13 protein-coding genes are annotated in these 19,915 nt (G+C 64.0%); 8 read left to right on the forward strand and 5 right to left on the reverse strand.

Going from position 1 to position 19,915, the window contains the following annotated elements:
* Positions 1-23: 23 nt before the first annotated feature.
* Positions 24-890 (reverse strand): IclR family transcriptional regulator, encoded by an 867-nt coding sequence (locus tag IVA80_RS37250; RefSeq protein WP_247440167.1) that lies wholly within the window; start codon positions 888-890, stop codon positions 24-26.
* 129 nt (positions 891-1,019) lie between these two features.
* Between IVA80_RS37250 and IVA80_RS37255 the strand changes: the two genes are divergently transcribed.
* The 8 genes from IVA80_RS37255 to IVA80_RS37290 all read left to right on the forward strand — a co-directional run bounded on the left by IVA80_RS37255 (position 1,020) and on the right by IVA80_RS37290 (position 13,966).
* Complete coding sequence (locus IVA80_RS37255; protein ID WP_247440093.1) at positions 1,020-3,116, forward strand: 3-hydroxyacyl-CoA dehydrogenase NAD-binding domain-containing protein; 2,097 nt, start codon at positions 1,020-1,022, stop codon at positions 3,114-3,116.
* 202 nt (positions 3,117-3,318) lie between these two features.
* Positions 3,319-5,016, forward strand: coding sequence for a dicarboxylate--CoA ligase PimA (gene pimA, locus IVA80_RS37260; RefSeq protein WP_247440168.1), 1,698 nt, complete (start codon positions 3,319-3,321; stop codon positions 5,014-5,016).
* A gap of 76 nt (positions 5,017-5,092) precedes the next feature.
* A complete protein-coding gene (gene pimC, locus IVA80_RS37265; protein ID WP_247440094.1) occupies positions 5,093-6,283 on the forward strand; it encodes a pimeloyl-CoA dehydrogenase large subunit in 1,191 nt (396 codons plus the stop codon).
* Positions 6,284-6,455: 172 nt separating this feature from the next.
* Positions 6,456-7,598 carry a pimeloyl-CoA dehydrogenase small subunit gene (gene pimD / locus IVA80_RS37270; protein WP_247440095.1) on the forward strand — a complete coding sequence of 381 codons (1,143 nt, stop codon included), beginning with the start codon at positions 6,456-6,458 and terminating at the stop codon, positions 7,596-7,598.
* A 167-nt stretch (positions 7,599-7,765) separates the two neighbouring features.
* Positions 7,766-8,539 (forward strand): SDR family oxidoreductase, encoded by a 774-nt coding sequence (locus tag IVA80_RS37275; protein ID WP_247440096.1) that lies wholly within the window; start codon positions 7,766-7,768, stop codon positions 8,537-8,539.
* Between the two features lie 422 nt (positions 8,540-8,961).
* Entirely contained in the window at positions 8,962-10,467 is a 1,506-nt protein-coding gene (gene glpK / locus IVA80_RS37280; RefSeq protein WP_247440097.1) for a glycerol kinase GlpK, read from the forward strand.
* Between the two features lie 663 nt (positions 10,468-11,130).
* Positions 11,131-12,243 carry a reverse transcriptase domain-containing protein gene (locus tag IVA80_RS37285; RefSeq protein WP_247440098.1) on the forward strand — a complete coding sequence of 371 codons (1,113 nt, stop codon included), beginning with the start codon at positions 11,131-11,133 and terminating at the stop codon, positions 12,241-12,243.
* A 1,093-nt stretch (positions 12,244-13,336) separates the two neighbouring features.
* Positions 13,337-13,966, forward strand: a complete 630-nt coding sequence (locus IVA80_RS37290; RefSeq protein WP_247440099.1) for a glutathione S-transferase family protein — start codon at positions 13,337-13,339, stop codon at positions 13,964-13,966.
* A gap of 15 nt (positions 13,967-13,981) precedes the next feature.
* Here IVA80_RS37290 and IVA80_RS37295 read toward each other — a convergent pair whose 3' ends face one another.
* From IVA80_RS37295 to metF, 4 genes are all read right to left on the reverse strand, one after another.
* Entirely contained in the window at positions 13,982-14,158 is a 177-nt protein-coding gene (locus IVA80_RS37295; protein ID WP_247440100.1) for a hypothetical protein, read from the reverse strand.
* A gap of 70 nt (positions 14,159-14,228) precedes the next feature.
* Positions 14,229-14,360, reverse strand: a complete 132-nt coding sequence (locus IVA80_RS38490) for a hypothetical protein (protein ID WP_256467582.1) — start codon at positions 14,358-14,360, stop codon at positions 14,229-14,231.
* A 566-nt stretch (positions 14,361-14,926) separates the two neighbouring features.
* Complete coding sequence (metH, locus tag IVA80_RS37300) at positions 14,927-18,781, reverse strand: methionine synthase (RefSeq protein ID WP_247440101.1); 3,855 nt, start codon at positions 18,779-18,781, stop codon at positions 14,927-14,929.
* 6 nt (positions 18,782-18,787) lie between these two features.
* On the reverse strand, positions 18,788-19,729 hold the full coding sequence (gene metF, locus IVA80_RS37305; protein ID WP_247440102.1) for a methylenetetrahydrofolate reductase [NAD(P)H]: 942 nt from the start codon (positions 19,727-19,729) through the stop codon (positions 18,788-18,790).
* Positions 19,730-19,915: the final 186 nt, after the last annotated feature.

Here is a 19,915-nt window from a genome sequence, read left to right on the forward strand (position 1 = left end):
ACCGCTCCCGGCTATGACAAAAGCTATCTGATCCCCTCGGCCACACGCGCAACTTTCCCTCCTGATTTCAGCTTTTTGCTGGCGTCTTTTTTGGATTGCGGCATCAGTCCACCAAGTGCCGCTTCGATGTTCCTTACCATCGCAAGCAGACGCGGTCCAATGTCGTTGATCAAACGCTCTTCCGTGAAGCGGAATGCGGGCGCACCGCAATTGAATGCGTAAGGTCCGGTTCCGTCGTTGAGCTTGAGCGCGACGCCGGCGGCGCCGATGTCGTCGTGCCAGTCGCCGACGGAAATCGCGAAACCGTATTTCGCGACGGTTTCGCCGGAACGTTCCAGTCCGTCCCGCATCTTGGGCCAGCGGCTGCCGTAATGTTCGCGCAGGATGCGGGACACTTCGGCGCGATCCTCGTCGTCGAGCGCCCAGAAATAGGCCCGGCCCATCGCGCTGGTTGCAATCGGCACGCGGGAGCCGACGTCAAGTTGAACGCCGACCGTCTCGCTGCCGCGACTTTGCCCGAAATAGATCATGCTGTGACGGTCGCGGCCGCCGACGGCGACCGCGCCGCCGGTCGTGCGCATCATTTCTTCGCGAAATGGTTCGGACAAATGCCGAACGCCGAGATTGGCCAGCGCCGCGTAGCCGAGCGCCATCGCGGCCGGCGCAAGCTGATACTTCTCGAAACGGGGAACCGGTGTCAGATAACCGAGCTTGGTCAATGTGTAGGTCAGCCGCGACACGGTTGGCTTGGGCAGATTCGTACGAGCCGCGATCTCCTGATTGCCAAGAAGTCCGTCGTGGGGCTCGAATGCGCGCAATACATCTAGTCCGCGGGAAAGCGCGACGACGAAATTCCGATCGGTCGCAGTCTTCTTTCCTGTACGCTTCATCCCTGATCTGCTTCTTGCGCGGAGTCGTTGACAACGTGCGTGCTTCAAAATAACTCTGCCGTCAAGATGCGGAATTAAATTCCGCACCGCGAAATCGAACAAAAATTAACCCCACCAAGGAGGGATACCGTGAGCGAAGTGGTCAAGCTTGAGCGTCATGACGAAGTCGGGATCGTCACGGTCAACAGCCCTCCGGTCAATGCGCTGAGCGCCGCAGTGCGCGGTGGTATTCTCGAGTGCATCAAGGCCGCCATTGCCGATCCCGCGATCAAGGGCATCGTGCTGACCTGTGCCGGCCGCACCTTTATCGCCGGCGCCGACATCACCGAATTCGGCAAGCCGCCGAAGCCGCCGGGACTGAACGAAGTTCTGGCCGAGATGGAAAATTCGCCGAAGCCGATCGTCGCTGCGATCCACGGCACGGCGCTCGGCGGCGGTCTCGAAGTTGCGCTTGCCTGTCACTTCCGCGTCGCCGTGAAAGAGGCCAAGCTCGGCCTGCCCGAGGTCAAGCTCGGCCTGCTGCCGGGCGCCGGCGGCACCCAGCGCCTGCCGCGCGCGGTCGGGCCGGAACTCGCGGTCAAGATGATCGTCGGCGGTGATCCCATCGGCGCTGCCGAGGCGCTCAAGAACGGCCTGATCGAGGAGATCGTCGAAGGCCCGGCCTCCGGCGGCGAAGCCTTCGTGCGCAAATTGCTCGCCGAGAAGCGCCCGCTGCGCCGCCTGCGCGACGACGATTCCAAGCTCGCCGCGGCCAAGGCCGACCGCTCGATCTTCACCAATGCGGTCGCTGCCATGACCAAGAAGTCGCGCGGCCTGGAAGCGCCGTTCGCGGCGGCCGACGCCGTCGGCTACGCCATCGACCTGCCGTTCGACGAAGGTTTGAAGAAGGAGCGCGAGGGCTTCCTGAAGCTCGTCGCCAGCGATCAGTCCAAGGCGCAGCGTTATGCCTTCTTCGCCGAGCGCGAAGCCGCCAAGATCGCCGGTGTGCCCGAGGGCACCAAGCCGCGGCCCGTGAACCGCGTCGCGATTCTCGGTGCCGGCACCATGGGCGGCGGCATCGCGATGTCCTTTGCCAATGCTGGCGTTCCCGTCACCCTGATCGAGACCGGCGAGGAGCAGCTCAAGCGCGGCATGGGCATCATGCAGAAGAACTGGGAAGCGACCGCCGCGCGCGGCGGCATCCCGGCTGACGCGCCCGCCAAGCGCATGGCGCTGATCAACGGCGTCGTCGGCATCGAGAACGTCGGTGATGCTGACCTGGTGATCGAAGCCGTGTTCGAGACCATGGCGGTGAAGAAGGAAGTGTTCGGCAAGCTCGACCAATACGTCAAGCCGGGCGCCGTGCTCGCCTCCAACACCTCCTACCTCAACATCGACGAGATCGCAAAATCGACCAAGCGTCCGCAGGACGTGCTCGGCATGCACTTCTTCTCGCCCGCTAACGTCATGAAATTGTGCGAGATCGTGCGCGCCGACAAGACCGCGCCGGATGCCCTTGTGACGGCTGTCTCGATCGCGCGCAAAATTGCAAAAGTGCCGGCCGTGGTCGGCGTCTGCGACGGTTTTGTCGGCAACCGCATGCTGGCGCAGCGCGGCAAGCAATCGGAGAAGCTGTTGTTCGAAGGTGCCCTGCCGCAACAGGTCGACGCCGTCGTGACCAAGTTCGGCATGCCGATGGGACCGTTCGCGATGGGCGACCTCGCCGGCCTCGACATCGGCTGGCGCTCGCGCAAGGATCGCGGCATCAAGTCGGAGATTGCGGACGCGCTGTGCGAGGCCGGCCGCTTCGGCCAGAAGACCGGCAAGGGCTACTACAAGTATGAAGCAGGCAGCCGCTCGGCGCTGCCCGATCCGGAGGTCGAGAAGCTGATCGACGAGACGCTGCTGCGTCTCGGCCGCAAGAAGCGAATCGTCAGCGACGAGGAGATCCTCGAGCGCATGATGTATCCGATGATCAACGAGGGTGCGAAGATCCTGGAAGAGGGCATCGCGGCGCGTCCCTCCGACATCGACGTGGTCTGGCTCTATGGCTATGGCTGGCCGATCTATCGCGGCGGCCCGATGTTCTGGGCCGACAGCGTCGGCCTCAAGCACATCGCCGATCGCCTGGCGTTCTACGCCAAGGAGACCAACGACCCCAGCCTCGAGCCCGCGCCGCTGCTGAAGAAGCTCGCGGCCGAAGGCAAGACGTTTGCCTCGCTCGCGGTGGCATCGAAGGCGGCGTGATGGCCGCTGCCTATCCTCTCGTCATTCCGGGATGGCCCAAAGGGCCAGACCCGGAATCCATTTCGCCTTCGAGCGCGCGGCTCGGTGGATTCTCAGATGCGCAATTGCGCATCATAGCTCGCGACGGAGCCTGTCATCGGGCCGCGCTTTGCGCGGACCCGTTGGTCGCGCCCGGCAATGACGACTGATTGTGATGCAGAACATGACCCATCCCGGCGAACAGTTTTATCCAGAGGGCGTGCGCTGGGACGACACTATCGTTCAGGGCACGCTGCCCGACCTGTTGTCGAAAGCCGCCGCCGATTTCGGCCCGCGCACCGCGCTGGAATTCCGTGATCGCCCGGTCACCTATTCCGAGCTGGCTGGGATGGCGGAGCGTGCGGCCGCAGCGTTCCTGCGCGCCGGCTGCGGCAAGAACACGTCCGTCGCGCTGTTCCTCGGCAACAGCCCGGACCACCCGGTCAATTTCTTCGGCGCGCTGAAGGCCGGCGCCCGCGTTGCGCATCTCTCGCCGCTCGACGGCGAGATCGCGCTGGCGCACAAGGTCTCGGATTCCGGCTCGCGGCTGCTCGTCACCTCCAATCTCGCGGCGCTGCTGCCGACCGCGCTGAAGTTCCTGGAGAAGGGCCTGATCGACCGCCTCGTCGTCTGCGAGGACGATAATTGGGGCAAGGTCGGCACGCCGCAGGCGGCGATCCCTGATGATCCCCGCATCGTCACCTTCAGGAGCTTCGTCGAGGGCGCCACCGCGCCGGCAGAGTGGCCGAATGTGACCGCCGATGACGTCGCGCTGCTGCAATACACCGGCGGCACCACCGGCCTGCCCAAGGGCGCGATGCTCACCCACGGCAACCTCACCTCCGCCGTGTCGATCTACGACGTCTGGGGCAAGCCGGGACGCGCGACGCGCGGCGAAATCGTCGAACGTGTGATCTGCGTGCTGCCGCTGTTTCATATTTACGCGCTCACCGTCGTGCTGTTGTCCTCGCTCCGCCGCGGCAATCTGATCTCGCTCCACCAGCGTTTTGATGTCGAAGCGGTGATGCGCGACATCGAAATCAAGCACGCGACGTACTTTCCGGGCGTGCCGACGATGTGGATTGCGATCGCGGCACTGCCCGATCTCGACAAGCGCGACTTCTCCTCGCTTGCGACCATCGGCTCCGGCGGTGCGCCGCTGCCGGTGGAGATCGCCAGCTTCTTCGAGCGCAAGGTCGGCAAGAAGCTGCGCAGCGGCTGGGGCATGACCGAGACCTGCTCGCCCGGCACCGGCCATCCGCCGACGGGACCGGACAAGCCGGGCTCGATCGGCCTGATGCTGCCCGGCATCGAGCTCGACGTCGTGTCGCTGGAGAACCCCACCAAAGTGCTGCCGCCGGGCGAGGTCGGCGAGATCCGCATCAAGGGCCCGAACGTCACCAAAGGCTACTGGAACAAGCCGAAGGAATCCGCAGAATCCTTCGCCGATGGCCGCTTCCTCACCGGCGACATCGGCTATGTCGACACCGATGGCTACTTCTTCCTGGTCGACCGCAAGAAGGACATGATCATCTCCGGCGGCTTCAACGTCTATCCGCAGATGATCGAGCAGGCGATCTACACCATATCAGGCGTGCACGAGGTCATCGTGCTCGGCATTCCCGACCCGTACCGCGGCGAGGCCGCCAAAGCCTTCATCAAGCTGAGGCCGGACGCCAAGCCGTTTTCGCTTGATGAGCTGCGGGCGCAGCTCACCGGCAAGCTCGGCAAGCACGAATTGCCGGCCGAGGTCGAGTTCGTCGACGATCTGCCGCGCACGTCGGTCGGCAAGCTGTCGCGCCATGAGTTGCGCCAGCAGCAAAAACCATCACAATCCGCCCAACTCGCATCTGGAGGCGGAGGACGCGACGGGATTGTTTGAGGTGTTGCAGCAATTCACTGTCGTCCCGGCCTTCGACGGGACGACGATAAGAAGCTGGATTTCACAGGAGGATCCGATGGATCTCGCATTCACGAAAGAAGAGCAGGCGTTTCGCGAGGAAGTGCGATCATTCTTCCGCGACAACGTGCCGCCGGATACGCGGCGCAAGCTGGTCGAGGGCCGCCACCTCTCGAAGGACGAGATGGTGACGTGGTGGCGCATCCTCAACAAGAAGGGCTGGGGCGTCAGCCATTGGCCCAAGCAATATGGCGGCACCGGCTGGACCTCCGTGCAGCACTACATTTTCAACGAGGAGCTGCAGTCCTATCCGGCGCCGCAGCCACTCGCCTTCGGCGTCAGCATGGTCGGCCCCGTCATCTACACCTTCGGCAATGAAGAGCAGAAGAAGAAGTATCTGCCGCGCATTGCCAGTGTCGAGGACTGGTGGTGCCAGGGCTTCTCTGAGCCCGGCTCCGGTTCCGACCTCGCTTCGCTCAAGACCAAGGCCGAGCGCAAGGGCGACAAGTGGATCATCAACGGCCAGAAGACCTGGACCACGCTGGCCCAGCACGCCGACATGATCTTCTGCCTCTGCCGCACCGATCCCAGCGCCAAGAAGCAGATGGGCATCTCCTTCATCGTCTTCAGCATGAAGTCGAAGGGCGTCACGGTGCGCCCGATCCAGACCATCGACGGCGGCGCAGAGGTCAACGAAGTGTTCTTCGACGACGTCGAGGTGCCCATCGAGAATTTGATCGGCGAGGAGAACAAGGGCTGGGATTACGCCAAATTCCTGCTCGGCAATGAGCGCACCGGCATTGCCCGGGTCGGCGTCTCCAAGGAGCGGCTGCGCCGCATCCGTGATCTCGCCGGCAAGGTCGAATCCGGTGGCAAGCCGATCATCCAGGACGCCGCCTTCCGCGAGAAGCTCGCGGCCTGCGAGATCGAGCTCAAGGCGCTTGAGCTCACGCAGCTCCGCGTCGTCGCCGACGAGGGCAAGCACGGCAAGGGCAAGCCCAATCCGGCGTCGTCCGTGCTGAAGATCAAGGGCTCCGAGATCCAGCAGACCACCACCGAGCTCTTGATGGAAGTGATCGGCCCATTCGCCGCGCCTTACGACGTGCACGGCGACGACGGCTCGAACGAAGCCATGGACTGGACCGCCCAGATCGCGCCGAGCTACTTCAACAACCGCAAGGTCTCGATCTACGGCGGCTCCAACGAGATCCAGCGCAACATCATCGCCAAGGCGGTGCTGGGGCTGTGATGCAACAATGACGGTGTCGTCCCCCGCGAAGGCGGGAGACCCAGTACGCCGCGGCGGTCGTGAGAACGACAGGCGGTTAGCGTTTACTGGATCCCCGCCTTCGCGGGGATGACGTCTGAGGGTAGGGCGACGGCAGGGACAATGACATCCACCGTCGAATTTGGAGAGCAACATGGATTTTGATTTGAACGAGGAGCAGCGGCTGCTCAAGGACAGCATCGACGGCCTGCTGACTGATTCCTATGATTTCGAGAGCCGCAAGAAGTACATGAAGGAGAAGGGCGGCTGGAGCAAGACGGTCTGGCTCAATCTCGCCGAGCAGGGCCTGCTCGGCCTGCCCTTCAGCGAGGCCGATGGCGGCTTCGGCGGCGGCGGCGTCGAGACCATGATCGTGATGGAAGCGCTCGGCAAGGCGCTGGTGCTCGAGCCTTATCTCGCAACGGTGGTGATCGGCGGCGGCTTCCTGCGTCATGCCGGCACCGACGCGCAGAAGGCCGCGCATCTGCCTGCCGTCATCGACGGCAGCAAGACGCTGGCGTTTGCGCAGCTCGAGAAGAACTCGCGCTATGATCTGTTCGACGTCACCACGACGGCCAAGAAGAAGGGCGACGCTTACGTCATCGACGGCGAAAAATTCGTCGTGCTCAACGGCGAGAACGCCGACACGCTGATCGTCACCGCGCGCAGCAAGGGCGACCGCCGGGACAAGGCCGGCATCGGCGTGTTCCTGGTGCCGGCGAGTGCCAAGGGCATCACCAAGAAGTCGTACCCGACCCAGGACGGCCTGCACGCCGCCGACATCACCTTCACCGGTGTCGAGGTCGGCGCCGATGCGGCGCTCGGCAATCCCGACGACTCACTCGCGCTGATCGAGCGCGTCGTGGACGAAGCCCGCATCGCGCTCTGCGCCGAGGCGGTCGGCCTGATGGACGAGTCGCTCAAGACCACGATCGAGTACATCAAGACGCGCAAGCAATTCGGCGTCGCGATCGGCTCGTTCCAGTCGCTGCAGCATCGCGCTTCCGACATGTTCGTCGCCGCCGAGCAGGCGAGATCGATGTCGATGTTCGCGACCATGGCGGGCGATTTCGAGGACGCGAAGGAGCGCGCCAATGCGATCGCCGCGGCCAAGGTGCAGATCGGCAAGTCGCTGAAGTTCGTCGGCCAGCAGGCGATCCAGCTCCACGGCGGCATCGGCATGACCATGGAGGCGAAGATCGGTCATTACTTCAAGCGCCTCACCATGATCGAGAACAGCTTCGGCGACACCGACTACCACCAGCGCCGCGTGGCCGATGGGGGTGGGTTGATCTGAGTTTCGCCGCAGAGCGAGGCGCGCGCCGCGCAAAAGGTCGTCATGCCCGGGCTTGTCCCGGGCATCCACGTCTTTGGCGGCAAGGAAAGAACGTGGATGGCCGGGACAAGCCCGGCCATGACGATGGAGCAAGCGAGAATTGATCAGAAGAGAGGGAGCCAACAACCATGAAAAATACGCCGTTCGATCTCACCGGCAAAGTCGCCGTAGTCACCGGCTCCAGCCGCGGCATCGGCCGCTCCTCGGCCGAGCTGCTCGCCAAGCTCGGCGCCAAGGTCGTGGTCTCCTCGCGGAAGGCCGAGGCCTGCAAGGAAGTCGCCGACGGCATCAACGCTGCCGGTGGAGACGCCACCGTCATCCCCTGCAACATCGCGCGCAAGGCCGAGGTTGAGGCGTTGATCACAGGCGCGACGAAACATTACGGCAAGATTGACATCCTCGTCTGCAACGCCGCGGTGAATCCGTATTACGGCCCGCTGCTCGACATTACCGACGAGGCCTTCGACAAGATCATGGGCAGCAACGTCAAGAGTAACATCTGGCTCTCCGCGCTCGCGATCCCGCAGATGGCGGAACGCGGCAGCGGCTCCGTCGTCATCATCTCCTCGATCGGAGGCTTGCGCGGCTCGACCGTGATCGGCGCCTACGGCATCTCGAAAGCCGCCGACTTCGCGCTGTGCCGCTCGCTCGCCGGCGAATGGGGTCCGAAGGGCGTCCGCGTCAACTGCATCGCGCCCGGCCTGGTCAAGACCGATTTCGCCCGCGCATTGTGGGAAGACGAAGCCAACCTCAAGCGCCGCACCGCCACCACCCCGCTCCGCCGCATCGGTGAACCCGACGAAATCGCCGGCGCCGTCGCCTATCTCGCCTCCGACGCGTCGAGCTTCATGACCGGCCAGACCATCGTGATCGACGGCGGCGTCACCACCGCGGCGGTGTAGGTATCTTTCCCTCTCCCCTTGTGGGCTAAGGCGTGCACACATCTCAAAAACGGAATCTAATACAGGGACTTAGATGACCCCGGGTTTCGGAACCGCCCAAAGAGCGGTCGGTCAGTTTTCATTGAAAAGACTCGCGCTTTCTATTGGTGCTGACCAACGACCGAAAGATGTGTGCACGCCTTAGCCCCTTGTGGGAGAGGGTGGATCGCCGCGTAGCGGCGAGACGGGTGAGGGGTCTCTCTCCGCGAGTGACTCTTTCGCATTTGCATTCGCTGAAGCAAACCCCTCATCCGGCGCTTCGCGCCACCTTCTCCCACAAGGGGAGAAGGGACATCGTCATCCCAACTTGACCTTCCCGCCCTAATCCGCTCCCTTTGGCGCGACACAATGACCCCGTCAGCGCAAACGCCAGGGTAGCTTCCATGTCTTTCGTCCTTGCCATCGACCAGGGCACCACCTCCTCGCGTGCGATCGTGTTTCGCGGCGATATTTCCATTGCGGCGAAAGCGCAGGCCGAGTTTCCGCAGCATTTCCCGGCCTCGGGCTGGGTCGAGCACGAGCCCGAGGATATCTGGACCTCGACCGTGATGGTCTGCCGCGATGCGATCGCGCAGGCCGGCATCGCCGCCAAGGACATCGCCGCGATCGGCATCACCAACCAGCGCGAGACCACCGTGGTGTGGGACCGCGCCACCGGCCAGGCCGTGCACCGCGCCATCGTCTGGCAGGACCGCCGCACCGCCGACATCTGCGCCAGACTGAAAGCCGACGGCCGCGAGCCCGTGATCTCGCAAAAGACGGGGCTGATCATCGATCCCTATTTCTCCGGCACCAAGATCGCCTGGATCCTCGACCACGTTCCTGGCGCGCGGGCGCGTGCCGCGCGCGGCGAATTGATGTTCGGCACCGTCGATTGCTATCTGCTCTGGCGCCTCACCGGCGGCAAGGTGCACGCCACCGATGCCACCAACGCCTCGCGCACGCTGCTGTTCAACATCCACACCGGGCAGTGGGACGACGAGCTGCTGGAGATCATCGGCGTGCCGCGCTCCATGCTGCCCGAGGTGAAGGATTCCTCCGCCCGCTTCGGCGAGAGCGTGCCGGATCTGTTCGGCGGCGCGATTGTCATTGCCGGCATCGCCGGCGACCAGCAGGCCGCGACCATCGGCCAGGCCTGCTTCCGCCCGGGTATGATGAAGTCGACCTACGGCACCGGCTGCTTCGCGCTGCTCAACACCGGCACCACGCCGGTGGCCTCGAAGAACAAGCTGCTCACCACCATCGCCTATCAGCTCGGTGGAAAACGCACCTACGCGCTCGAAGGCTCGATCTTCGTCGCCGGCAGCGCGGTGCAGTGGCTGCGCGACGGCCTCGGCATTATCAAGCACGCCGCCGAGACCGGCCCGCTCGCGGATCAGTCCGATTCCATGCAGAGCGTCTATCTCGTGCCGGCGTTCGTCGGCATGGGCGCGCCCTACTGGAATCCGCGCGTGCGCGGCGCGCTGTTCGGCCTCACCCGCAACACCGGTCCGGCCGAGCTCGCGCACGCCGCGCTGGAGAGCGTGTGTTACCAGACCTTCGATCTCTGGGCCGCGATGCGCGCCGATTGGCCGAGCTCGGAGACCGCCAGCGTTGTGCTGCGCGTCGACGGCGGCATGACCGCATCGGACTGGACCATGCAGCGCCTCGCCGATCTGCTCGACGCTCCCGTCGACCGTCCCGCAATCCAGGAAACAACGGCACTCGGCGCCGCCTATCTCGCCGGTCTTGCGGCCGGCGTCTATCCCGAGCCGACAAAATTCGCCGACAATTGGCGCCTCGAGCATCGCTTCAAACCGGCCATGAGCCAGGCCACCCGCGAGCGGAAGCTGGCGGGCTGGGCGCGGGCGGTGAAGGGCGTGCTGGCGAGCGACGAGGGGGAGGGGTAGAGGGCGCTTTCGTAGCCGGATGGAGCGAAGCGCAATCCGGTAGCGTCAGGAGAACAGGAGGGGAGGATGATCGTCAACACGAGCTGAAACCTTTCGTAGCGATCCAGCGGGTTCGACTCCCGCCCGGTAGAGGCTGAGCCAGCCAGCCGGAAGCGAGCTTTGCACGTGACGGCAACGGAAGCGTGAAGCGTAAGACAGCAGGTGCCGAAGCTCACGGGTTAGCCCCGAAATCAGCTATTGCCGAAGCCTTCGCCGTCCGGATAGCGGGGGCAGCATCGATGTGGCCGTCATGGCGAGGATGCATCGGTTCGACCGGGGTCCTGGAACGGAGCAAAGGCACAGGATGGATCGCCTGAAGACCTGAGAGATCCCATTCGCGTCCACGCGCGAAGCGAGCCGGAGAGTGGGGTGGCCGGCACAAGCAAAGCCCCTGGCCCGGACGAGACCTCCGCTCGACCGGGAGCGCTTTGGGCGAGCACGAACGCAAGGAGGATCGCGTGGGCAGCGGGAGCGAACCAATAAGCGAGCGTTGATACGCGGATGGGAAGTCGTAGCGCCTTCATAGTACCGCTGAGAGCGGGGAACTGGGCTCACCAGGACCCGAAGGAGGAAAGGGAGGCGCCGCGGAGAGAGAGCCATTGGCGGGAAACACGGGAGGGAGCATTGGACCCCGCAAACCTGTCCACGAAACGACAACGGATAGCCGAACTGGCGAGACGCAAGCCGGAGACGGCGCTGTTCACGCTGCACCATCATATCGATCTGGAATGGATGCAGGAGGCGTACGAGTTGACCCGCAAGGACGGAGCGCTCGGCATCGACGGAGTAACGGCGAAGGACTATGAGGCGAACCTGCAGGCCAATCTTGCGGACCTGCTCGAGCGCATCAAATCCGGCCGCTACAAGGCTCCACCGGTGCGCAGAACGTACATTCCCAAGGCGGACGGCTCGCAACGGCCGCTCGGCATCCCGACCTTCGAAGACAAGGTGGCGCAGCGAGCGATCGTCATGGTGTTGGAGGCGGTCTACGAGCAGGACTTTCTACCGTGCTCGCATGGCTTCCGGCCCGGGCGCTCGGCCTATGAGGCACTGCGTGTTTTGTATGGTGCCCTCACCAGGCAAGGACAGTACTGGGTGCTGGATGTCGATATACGCAAGTACTTCGATACGATCCCGCACCATCACCTGCGAGCGATCCTCGACCAGCGAGTGACGGACGGTGTTATCCGACGGATGATCGACAAATGGCTGAAGGCAGGAGTGCTGGAAGACGGGCTCCTGCATCTGGCGACCGAAGGAACCCCGCAAGGCGGCGTGATCTCACCGCTGCTCTCGAACATCTACCTGCACCACGTGCTGGACGATTGGTTCGAGACCGAGGTGAAGCCGCGCATGGCGGGGCCCTGTACTCTGGTTCGGTTCGCTGATGAGTTCGTGATGACGTTCAAGAACCACCACGACGCCAAGCGGTGCTGGAAGTGCTGGGAAAGCGGCTTGAACGGTACGGGCTCACGCTCCATCCCGACAAGACGCGCTTCATCGACTTCCGACCCGAGCGGCCAGGTGGCACGCATCCAGACTGCAACGGACCACCGTTCGACTTCCTCGGCTTCACCCACACGTGGGCGACGTCGCAGAAGGGCAAGAAGGTGGTGCGGCAACGCACGGCCAAGAGCCGGCTTGCCCGCGCGCTGCGCACCGTCAACGACTGGTGTCGGGTCAATCGACACCAGCCGATCCGGTGGCAGCACGCCCGGCTGTCTGCGAAGCTCGTAGGTCACTACGCCTACTACGGCATCACGGGAAACATGCAGCAACTGGGCCGGTACCTCCGGCAGACCACACGGCTCTGGAAAAAGTGGCTGGAACGGCGAACGAGGTCAGAGCCGATCCCTTGGGATCGCTTCAAGGACCTCCTCGCACGTCACCCGCTGCCCAGAGCCCGCATCTTCCATCGGTACGCAACGTGAGCGAAGCTCTCTCGCGAAGAACCGGATGCGGGAAATCTGCACGTCCGGGTCTGTGGGGGGTGAGGGCCGTAAGGTCCTCACCTACCCGGCGGCTTTCTCACGCGCTGATCAAGCGGGATTCCGCTTCACTTGCCCCCACGACACGACTGCCTCTACGGTGTCATTGCGAGGAGCCCTTGCGACGAAGCAATCCAGTCCATCTCCGCGGAAAATCCTGAGTGTGGGCGCCGCCGTCGCTCTTCGAATCGGCACGTCAACGCGCGCCGGCGTCGTAGCCTGGATGGAGCGCAGCGCAATCCGGGGCAGCGTCCCCGCATTCCGCTCCGCGCCATGCGGGCTACGGCTCACCCCTCGCCGTCATTCTGGGGCGCGCCACTTGGCGCGAGCCCGGAATCCAAGGGAATGTGCACGCTGGATACCGGGCCCGCGCCCCGCGCGCCCCGGAATGACGGCAAGCCGCGAATTCGTATCTCGACCGAATGCGACGAAATCCGAGGCCGCAGATTCCGTTTTCGCTTACTGGATCACGCGCGGATGAGCACAGCGCAATTCGGGCCAGCGTCCCCGCATTTCGCTCCGCTCCATGCGGGCTACACGGCTTCCTCCAGCGTCATTGCGAGGAGCCCTTGCGACGAAGATTCCAGTCCAGCTCCGGGAAGTTTCTGGATTGCTCCGCTGCGCTCGCAATGACGGAGCGTGGGCGAAGCTGGCGGCGGCGAGCAGCGCGAGCATGGTCACGGATCGCAGGGACATGCCAAACTCCGGGTTGGCGGCACATTAACTCCGCCTTGTTGCGGCGAGCGCAACGTTCTCCTTCCGAGAATTCTGTTGCGGCCGACGCGCATTGGCGATGAACTGGTCGGCCCTGCCGTGTCCAACGAACGAGAAGAGCGAGACCCATGTTCCTGATCGGCCAATACGACTCCCCCTTCGTCCGCCGCGTCGCGATCGCGCTCCGGCTTTACGGCCTCGCCTTCGAGCACCGGCCGTGGTCGACCTTCGGCGATGCCGACAAGATCGCGCCCTATAATCCGCTGCGGCGCGTGCCGACGCTGGTGCTCGACGACGGCGAGGCGCTGATCGAGAGCACGATCATCCTCGATTATCTCGACGAGCGCGTTGGGCCGGAGAAGACGATGCTTCCGGGAAGCGGCGCCGAGCGACGGCGCCATTTGCGCATCTGCGCGCTCGCCTGCGGCCTCGGCGACAAGGCGGTCAGCCTGGTCTATGAACGCGTGCTGCGGAAGGAGCAGCTTGCGCTGTGGGTCGAGCGCTGCGAAGCGCAGATCGCCGACGTCCTGAGCGTGCTGGAAGCCGAGCGCGCCCAGGTGGCGACGCCGTACTGGCTGGGTATGCGCATCGGTCACGCCGATGTCGCGGTCGCCTGCGTCGTGCGCTTCACCCGCGAGGCACATCCACAACTGTTCGACACGGCGCGCTATCCGGCGCTGAGCGCACATGCCGATCACTGCGAAGCGCTGGCGCCGTTCCGGGAGATCGTGCAGCCGCTGGCGCCGCCGAAGGCGTGAAGAGTTGCGTCGATCCTATTTCCGCGTACAGGGCTTGATCTCGCCTGTCGCGGAGTTCAGGAGGATCGGATTCGGCGACAGTCTTATGCCAAAGAACAATTGAGAGCCGGACACCTTGTCGTCCGCGCCCTGGTGTACCTCCAGGTCGAGCTTCGCTGCGATCTCGGATGTCAGCTTGGCCTTCTCCTCCATCGAAATCGCGTTGTGACGAGGCCGATCACGACAAACACGCCGCTGCCAAGCCAAAGCCATTTGCGACTTCTTACTTCCCCGGGCAGCACAACTGATTTCGCTCGCCGCATGGCACGTAGCCTTTCGGACAGTCAGCCGCGGCAATCGTGGGCAGCACGACAAGAGCGATCGCGGCGACGAACAGTGCAATGAGCTGCTTCATATGCTCGATCCCAAACAAGTCATCGGTTTGATGCTAGTAGACCGACAGGGTAGCCAATCAAGGTTGAGCGGACAAGTGATCGAGTTCACAAGCCCGGATGAGCGAAGCGACATCCCGGGAGCCGGTCCCGCATATCGCTGTGCTCATGCGAACCTGCGGAAGGCCTGGCTCACGCTTCGCGCGACCCGGAATGACGGCGATAGGCGCTGTGGGCGATGATGGAATGTTACAGGTGTTTTGCCCGACGCCGCAAGTTGTTTCGGCAAGACCGAAATTGATCAGGCTTTTCAACCCCATCTCTACTGTGCATGGGGTTGTTGTCTCGTTTTTTTGAGTTCCGTCTCGGCGCTGACGAAAGATGATGGGTTTCGCTTCGCTCTATTCATCCGCGATTGCTTCATCACCGTCACCCTGAGGTGCTGGAGCGAAGCGGAGGCCTCGAAGGGCGACGGCCCCGCTGCACCTGCTCGGCCGTTCATCCTTCGAGGCTCCCCATGCGACGCGCTGCGTCGCATGGCTCGCACCTCAGGATGACGGGACCGGAATGACGGCGAGAGACGCGGAAATTACCCCGCCCCCGCGCGCTTCTTCTGCCAGACCAGATGCACCGCGCAGGTGCAGCCGGGCGGATGCGAGGCGAGGTCCTTCGACGTCTCGTCGTTCGCGGGCGTCGCCGCGAAAGCCTTGTTGGTTTGCTGCGACGGAATGTAGTTCAGCACCGGCGCGAGCCAGCGCTCGGTCTCCGCGACGCTCATGCCCTTGCGCGCAGCATAATCCTCGACCTGATCGCGCTCGATCTTGCCGACGCCGAAATAATAGCTCTCGGGGTTTGCAAAATAGAGCCCGGACACGGAAGAGCCCGGCCACATCGCAAAACTCTCCGTCAGCTGCACGCCGGCGGTCGCTTCGGCATCGAGCAGCTCGAACAGCGTCGCCTTCTCGGTGTGATCGGGCTGCGCGGGATAGCCCGGCGCGGGACGGATGCCCTGGTACTTTTCGAGGATCAACTCGTCGGTCGACAGCGCCTCGTCAGGCGCATAGGCCCAGAACTCGCGGCGGACGCGGGCATGCATGCGCTCGGCAAAGGCTTCGGCGAGGCGATCGGCCAGCGCCTTGCACAGGATCGAGGAATAGTCGTCATTCGCGTTTCTGAAGCGGTCGGCGACCACATCCTCGCCAATGCCGGACGTGACGACGAAGCCGCCGACATAGTCGGGCACGCCGGCACCAACGGGCGCGACGAAGTCGGCGAGCGCGGCGTTGAAACGGCCCTCGCGCTTCTCGAGTTGCTGGCGTAGCGTGTGCAGCGTCGCGACGCTCCTGGTCCGGCTCTCGTCGGCATAGAGCACGATATCGTCGCCTTGCGCATTGGCCGGCCAGAAGCCGATCGTGGCACGCGCCCGGAACCATTTTTCCCTGACGATCAGGTCGAGCATCTTGCGCGCGTCATCGTAGAGCGAGCGCGCGACCTCGCCGACCTTGGCGTCGTCGAGAATGGCGGGGAAGCGGCCGGCGAGCTCCCAGGTCTGGAAGAACGGCGTCCAGTCGATATAGGGCACAAGCTCGGCAAGATCGTAGTCGTCAAAGCTCCTGGTGCCGAGGAAGGTCGGCCTCACCGGCTTGGCAGCAGTGAAATCGACCGGTACGCGGTTGGCGCGGGCCGTGGCCAGCTTCAGCCGCTTCTTGTCGGCCTGCGCGCGCAGATGCGCGTCCGAAATTTTTGCGTATTCGGCGCGCACCTCGGCGGCGTAGGCGTCGCGCTTCTCGGGCGACAGCAGCGAGGAGGCAACGCCGACGGCACGGCTGGCATCGTTGACGTGGACGACGGGGCCGGCGCGATAGCTCGGGTCGATCTTGACCGCCGTGTGCACGCGGCTCGTCGTGGCGCCGCCGATCAAGAGCGGCAGCTTGAGGCCCTCGCGTTGCAGTTCGGCGGCGAAGAACGCCATCTCGTCGAGCGAGGGCGTGATCAGGCCGGACAAACCGACGATGTCGGCCTTCTCCGCCTTCACGATCTCGACGATCTTGGCAGCCGGCACCATCACGCCGAGGTCGATGACCTCAAAGTTGTTGCACTGGAGCACAATGCCGACGATGTTCTTGCCGATGTCGTGGACGTCGCCCTTGACGGTGGCGAGCACGATCTTTCCGGCGGAAGAGGATCCTTCGGTGCCGATGCCGTTGGCGAGATTGCGCGCCTTCTCTTCCTCCATGAACGGCATCAGCCAGGCGACCGCCTGCTTCATCACGCGGGCGGACTTCACCACCTGCGGCAGAAACATTTTGCCGTCGCCGAAGAGGTCGCCGACCACGTTCATGCCCGCCATCAACGGTCCCTCGATCACGTCGAGCGGGCGCGAGGAGGCCTTGCGGGCGTCTTCGGTATCCTGCTCGATGAACTCGGTGATGCCGTGGACCAGCGCATGCGACAGCCGCTTCGCCACCGGCCATTCGCGCCAGGCGAGATCGGCTTCCTTGGTCTGGGTCTTGTTGCCGCGGAATCTTTCCGCGAGCGCCAGCAGACGCTCGGAGGCGCCGGGATCGCGATTGAGGATGACGTCCTCGCAGACCTGGCGCAATTCAGCATCGATGTCGTCGTAGACGATCATCTGCCCGGCATTGACGATGCCCATGTCCATGCCGGCCTTGATGGCGTGATACAGGAACACCGAATGCATGGCCTCGCGCACCGGCTCGTTGCCGCGGAACGAGAACGACAAATTGGAGACGCCGCCCGAGATATGCGCGCCCGGCAGGTTCTTGCGGATCCAGCGGGTCGCCTCGATGAAGTCGACGCCGTAATTGTTGTGCTCCTCGATGCCGGTCGCGATCGCGAAGATATTCGGATCGAAGATGACGTCTTCCGGCGGGAAGCCGACGCGGTTTACCAGGATGTCGTAGGCGCGCTTGCAGATCTCGGTCTTGCGCTTGAAGGTGTCGGCCTGGCCGACCTCGTCGAACGCCATGACCACGACAGCCGCGCCGTGACGCCGCGCGATCTGCGCTTCAAAGATGAACTTCTCCTCGCCTTCCTTCATCGAGATCGAGTTGACGACCGGCTTGCCCTGCACGCACTTCAGGCCGGCCTCGATCACGGAGAATTTCGAGGAATCGACCATGACAGGGACGCGGGCGATGTCGGGCTCGGCGGCGACGAGGTTGAGGAAGGTCACCATCGCGGCCTCGGAATCCAGCAGGCCCTCGTCCATGTTGACGTCGATGATCTGCGCGCCGTTCTCGACCTGGTCGCGCGCGACCTGCAGCGCGGCGGTATAGTCGCCGGCGGTGACCAGCTTGCGGAAACGGGCGGAGCCGGTGACGTTGGTGCGCTCGCCGACGTTCACAAAGGGAATCGCGTCGGTCAGGATGAACGGCTCGAGGCCGGAGAGCCTTAAGCGAGGCGCGATCTCGGGCACGATGCGCGGCTTGTGCGGGGCGACCGCGGCGGCGATCGCCGCAATATGCTCCGGCGTGGTGCCGCAGCAGCCGCCGACGATGTTGACCAAACCATCACGCGCAAACTCGCCGACCAGGCGCGCCATGTACTCCGGGGTCTCGTCGTACTGGCCAAATTCGTTGGGCAGGCCGGCGTTGGGATAAGCGCAAACGAGAGTGTCGGCAACGCGGCCGATATCGGCGATATGCGCGCGCAAATCTTCCGCGCCGAGCGCGCAGTTGAAGCCGATGGTCACCGGCTTGGCGTGCCGCACAGAATGCCAGAACGCCTCCGGCATCTGGCCCGAGAGGAGGCGGCCAGATTTGTCGGTGATGGTGCCTGATACCATCACGGGCATGTCGATGCCGCGCGCTTCCGTGATCTCGGCGATCGCATAGAGCGCCGCCTTGGCGTTCAGCGTGTCGAAGATGGTCTCGACCAGCAGCAAATCGACGCCGCCGTCGAGCATGCCGTTGATCTGCTCGCCATAGGATTTGCGCAGATCGTCGAAGGTGACGGCGCGGTAGCCGGGATTGGAAACGTCGGGCGAGATCGAGGCGGTGCGGTTGGTCGGGCCAATGGCGCCCACAACGAAGCGTGGCTTGCCGTCCTCGGCTTCGACGCGCCTTGCGGCGTTGCCGGCGAGCCGGGCGCCTTCGCACGCCATCTCGTAGACGATGTCGGCAAGGTCGTAATCGGCCTGCGCGATCGAGGTGGTCGAGAAGGTATTGGTTGCGACGATGTCGGCACCGGCGCGCAAATAGGCGGCGTGGATGTCCTCGATCGCCTGCGGCTGGGTCAGGATCAAGAGATCGTTGTTGCCGCGCAGGTCGCGATGAAAATTCTTGAAGCGCTCGCCGCGGAAGGCGGCCTCGTCGAACTGAAGGTTCTGGATCATCGTGCCCATGGCGCCGTCGAGCACGAGAATGCGCTCGCGCGCGGCGTTCAACAGGGCAGTTCGCTTGGGAGAGGTGGATACGGTCATTGTGTCTTACGCCGCCTTTTGCGCGCTCTTGGCGCGAATGCCGAGCAAATGGCTGATCGCGAACACGAGATCGGCGCGGTTCATGGTGTAGAAATGGAAGGTGTCGACGCCGTGCTTGGCGAGCTTCTGCACCTGGCCGGCCGCAACGGTTGCCGCCACCAGCTTGCGGGTCTCGGCGTCGTCGTCGAGGCCGTCGAATTTTTCGGCGAGCCAGTCCGGCACGGACGTGCCGGCACGGGTGACGAAGGCTCTCGCCTGCTTGAAATTGTGCATCGGCATGATGCCCGGTACGATCGGGATGTCGATCCCGCGGGCGCGGACGCGGTCGAGATAGCGGAAGTAGAGATCGTTGTCGAAGAACACCTGGGTGATCGCGCGCGTCGCACCGGCATCGACCTTGGCCTTCAGCGTGTCGATATCGGCATCGAAGTCGCGGGCCTCGGGGTGCTTCTCCGGATAGGCGGACACGGACACCTCGATATCGGAATGCCGCTTCTTGATGCCGGTGACGAGGTCGGCGGAGCTCTGGTAGCCGTCGGGATGGCTGGCGTAGGGCGTGCCGATGCCGCCGGCCGGATCGCCGCGCAGACCGACGATGTGGCGGACGCCGACCTCGTGATAGCGGTCGACGATCTCGTCGATCTCGCCGCGCGAGGCGCCGACGCAGGTCAAATGCGCGGCCGGCAGCAGCGCGGTCTCCTTCAGGATGCGGGCGATGGTGGAATGGGTGCGCTCACGGGTCGAGCCGCCGGCGCCATAGGTCACGGACACGAATTTCGGGTCGAGCGGGGCGAGGCGGTTGATGGTGTCCCAGAGATTGCGCTCCATATCTTCCGTCTTGGGCGGAAAGAACTCGAACGAGATCGCTGGCCGCTTCGAGGGGAGGTGCCCATTTTGGAGGTGCCGGTCGTGCCCTTCGGTTTGAGCAGGCGTCGTCGGATCGATCATGGCACCACTTGCTCCAGAGGCTCGTCAGGTTCTTGGCGGCCGGCGGTCGGGTCTAGATTGGAGTGGCTAAGATAAGCCAAAGCGGCTGGGCTCGACAGCCCATCAGGTATGGGAAGTGGCCCACTTTGACCGGTAACCATCGAATTATTGCGCGGATAAGGGCATGAGTGGGAAGCGGGGATTTCT

This window comes from Bradyrhizobium sp. 139, from assembly GCF_023074175.1.
GTDB lineage: Bacteria > Pseudomonadota > Alphaproteobacteria > Rhizobiales > Xanthobacteraceae > Bradyrhizobium.

What these genes read in the sequence shown, in the direction of transcription:
- IVA80_RS37250 (WP_247440167.1), bottom strand. Translation starts at nt 890, where the DNA reads ATGAAGCGTACAGGAAAGAAGACTGCGACCGATCGGAATTTCGTCGTC.
- pimA (WP_247440168.1), top strand. Translation starts at nt 3,319, where the DNA reads ATGACCCATCCCGGCGAACAGTTTTATCCAGAGGGCGTGCGCTGGGAC.
- pimC (WP_247440094.1), top strand. Translation starts at nt 5,093, where the DNA reads ATGGATCTCGCATTCACGAAAGAAGAGCAGGCGTTTCGCGAGGAAGTG.
- pimD (WP_247440095.1), top strand. Translation starts at nt 6,456, where the DNA reads ATGGATTTTGATTTGAACGAGGAGCAGCGGCTGCTCAAGGACAGCATC.
- IVA80_RS37275 (WP_247440096.1), top strand. Translation starts at nt 7,766, where the DNA reads ATGAAAAATACGCCGTTCGATCTCACCGGCAAAGTCGCCGTAGTCACC.
- glpK (WP_247440097.1), top strand. Translation starts at nt 8,962, where the DNA reads ATGTCTTTCGTCCTTGCCATCGACCAGGGCACCACCTCCTCGCGTGCG.
- IVA80_RS37290 (WP_247440099.1), top strand. Translation starts at nt 13,337, where the DNA reads ATGTTCCTGATCGGCCAATACGACTCCCCCTTCGTCCGCCGCGTCGCG.
- IVA80_RS37295 (WP_247440100.1), bottom strand. Translation starts at nt 14,158, where the DNA reads ATGGAGGAGAAGGCCAAGCTGACATCCGAGATCGCAGCGAAGCTCGAC.
- IVA80_RS38490 (WP_256467582.1), bottom strand. Translation starts at nt 14,360, where the DNA reads ATGAAGCAGCTCATTGCACTGTTCGTCGCCGCGATCGCTCTTGTCGTG.
- metH (WP_247440101.1), bottom strand. Translation starts at nt 18,781, where the DNA reads ATGACCGTATCCACCTCTCCCAAGCGAACTGCCCTGTTGAACGCCGCG.
- metF (WP_247440102.1), bottom strand. Translation starts at nt 19,729, where the DNA reads ATGATCGATCCGACGACGCCTGCTCAAACCGAAGGGCACGACCGGCAC.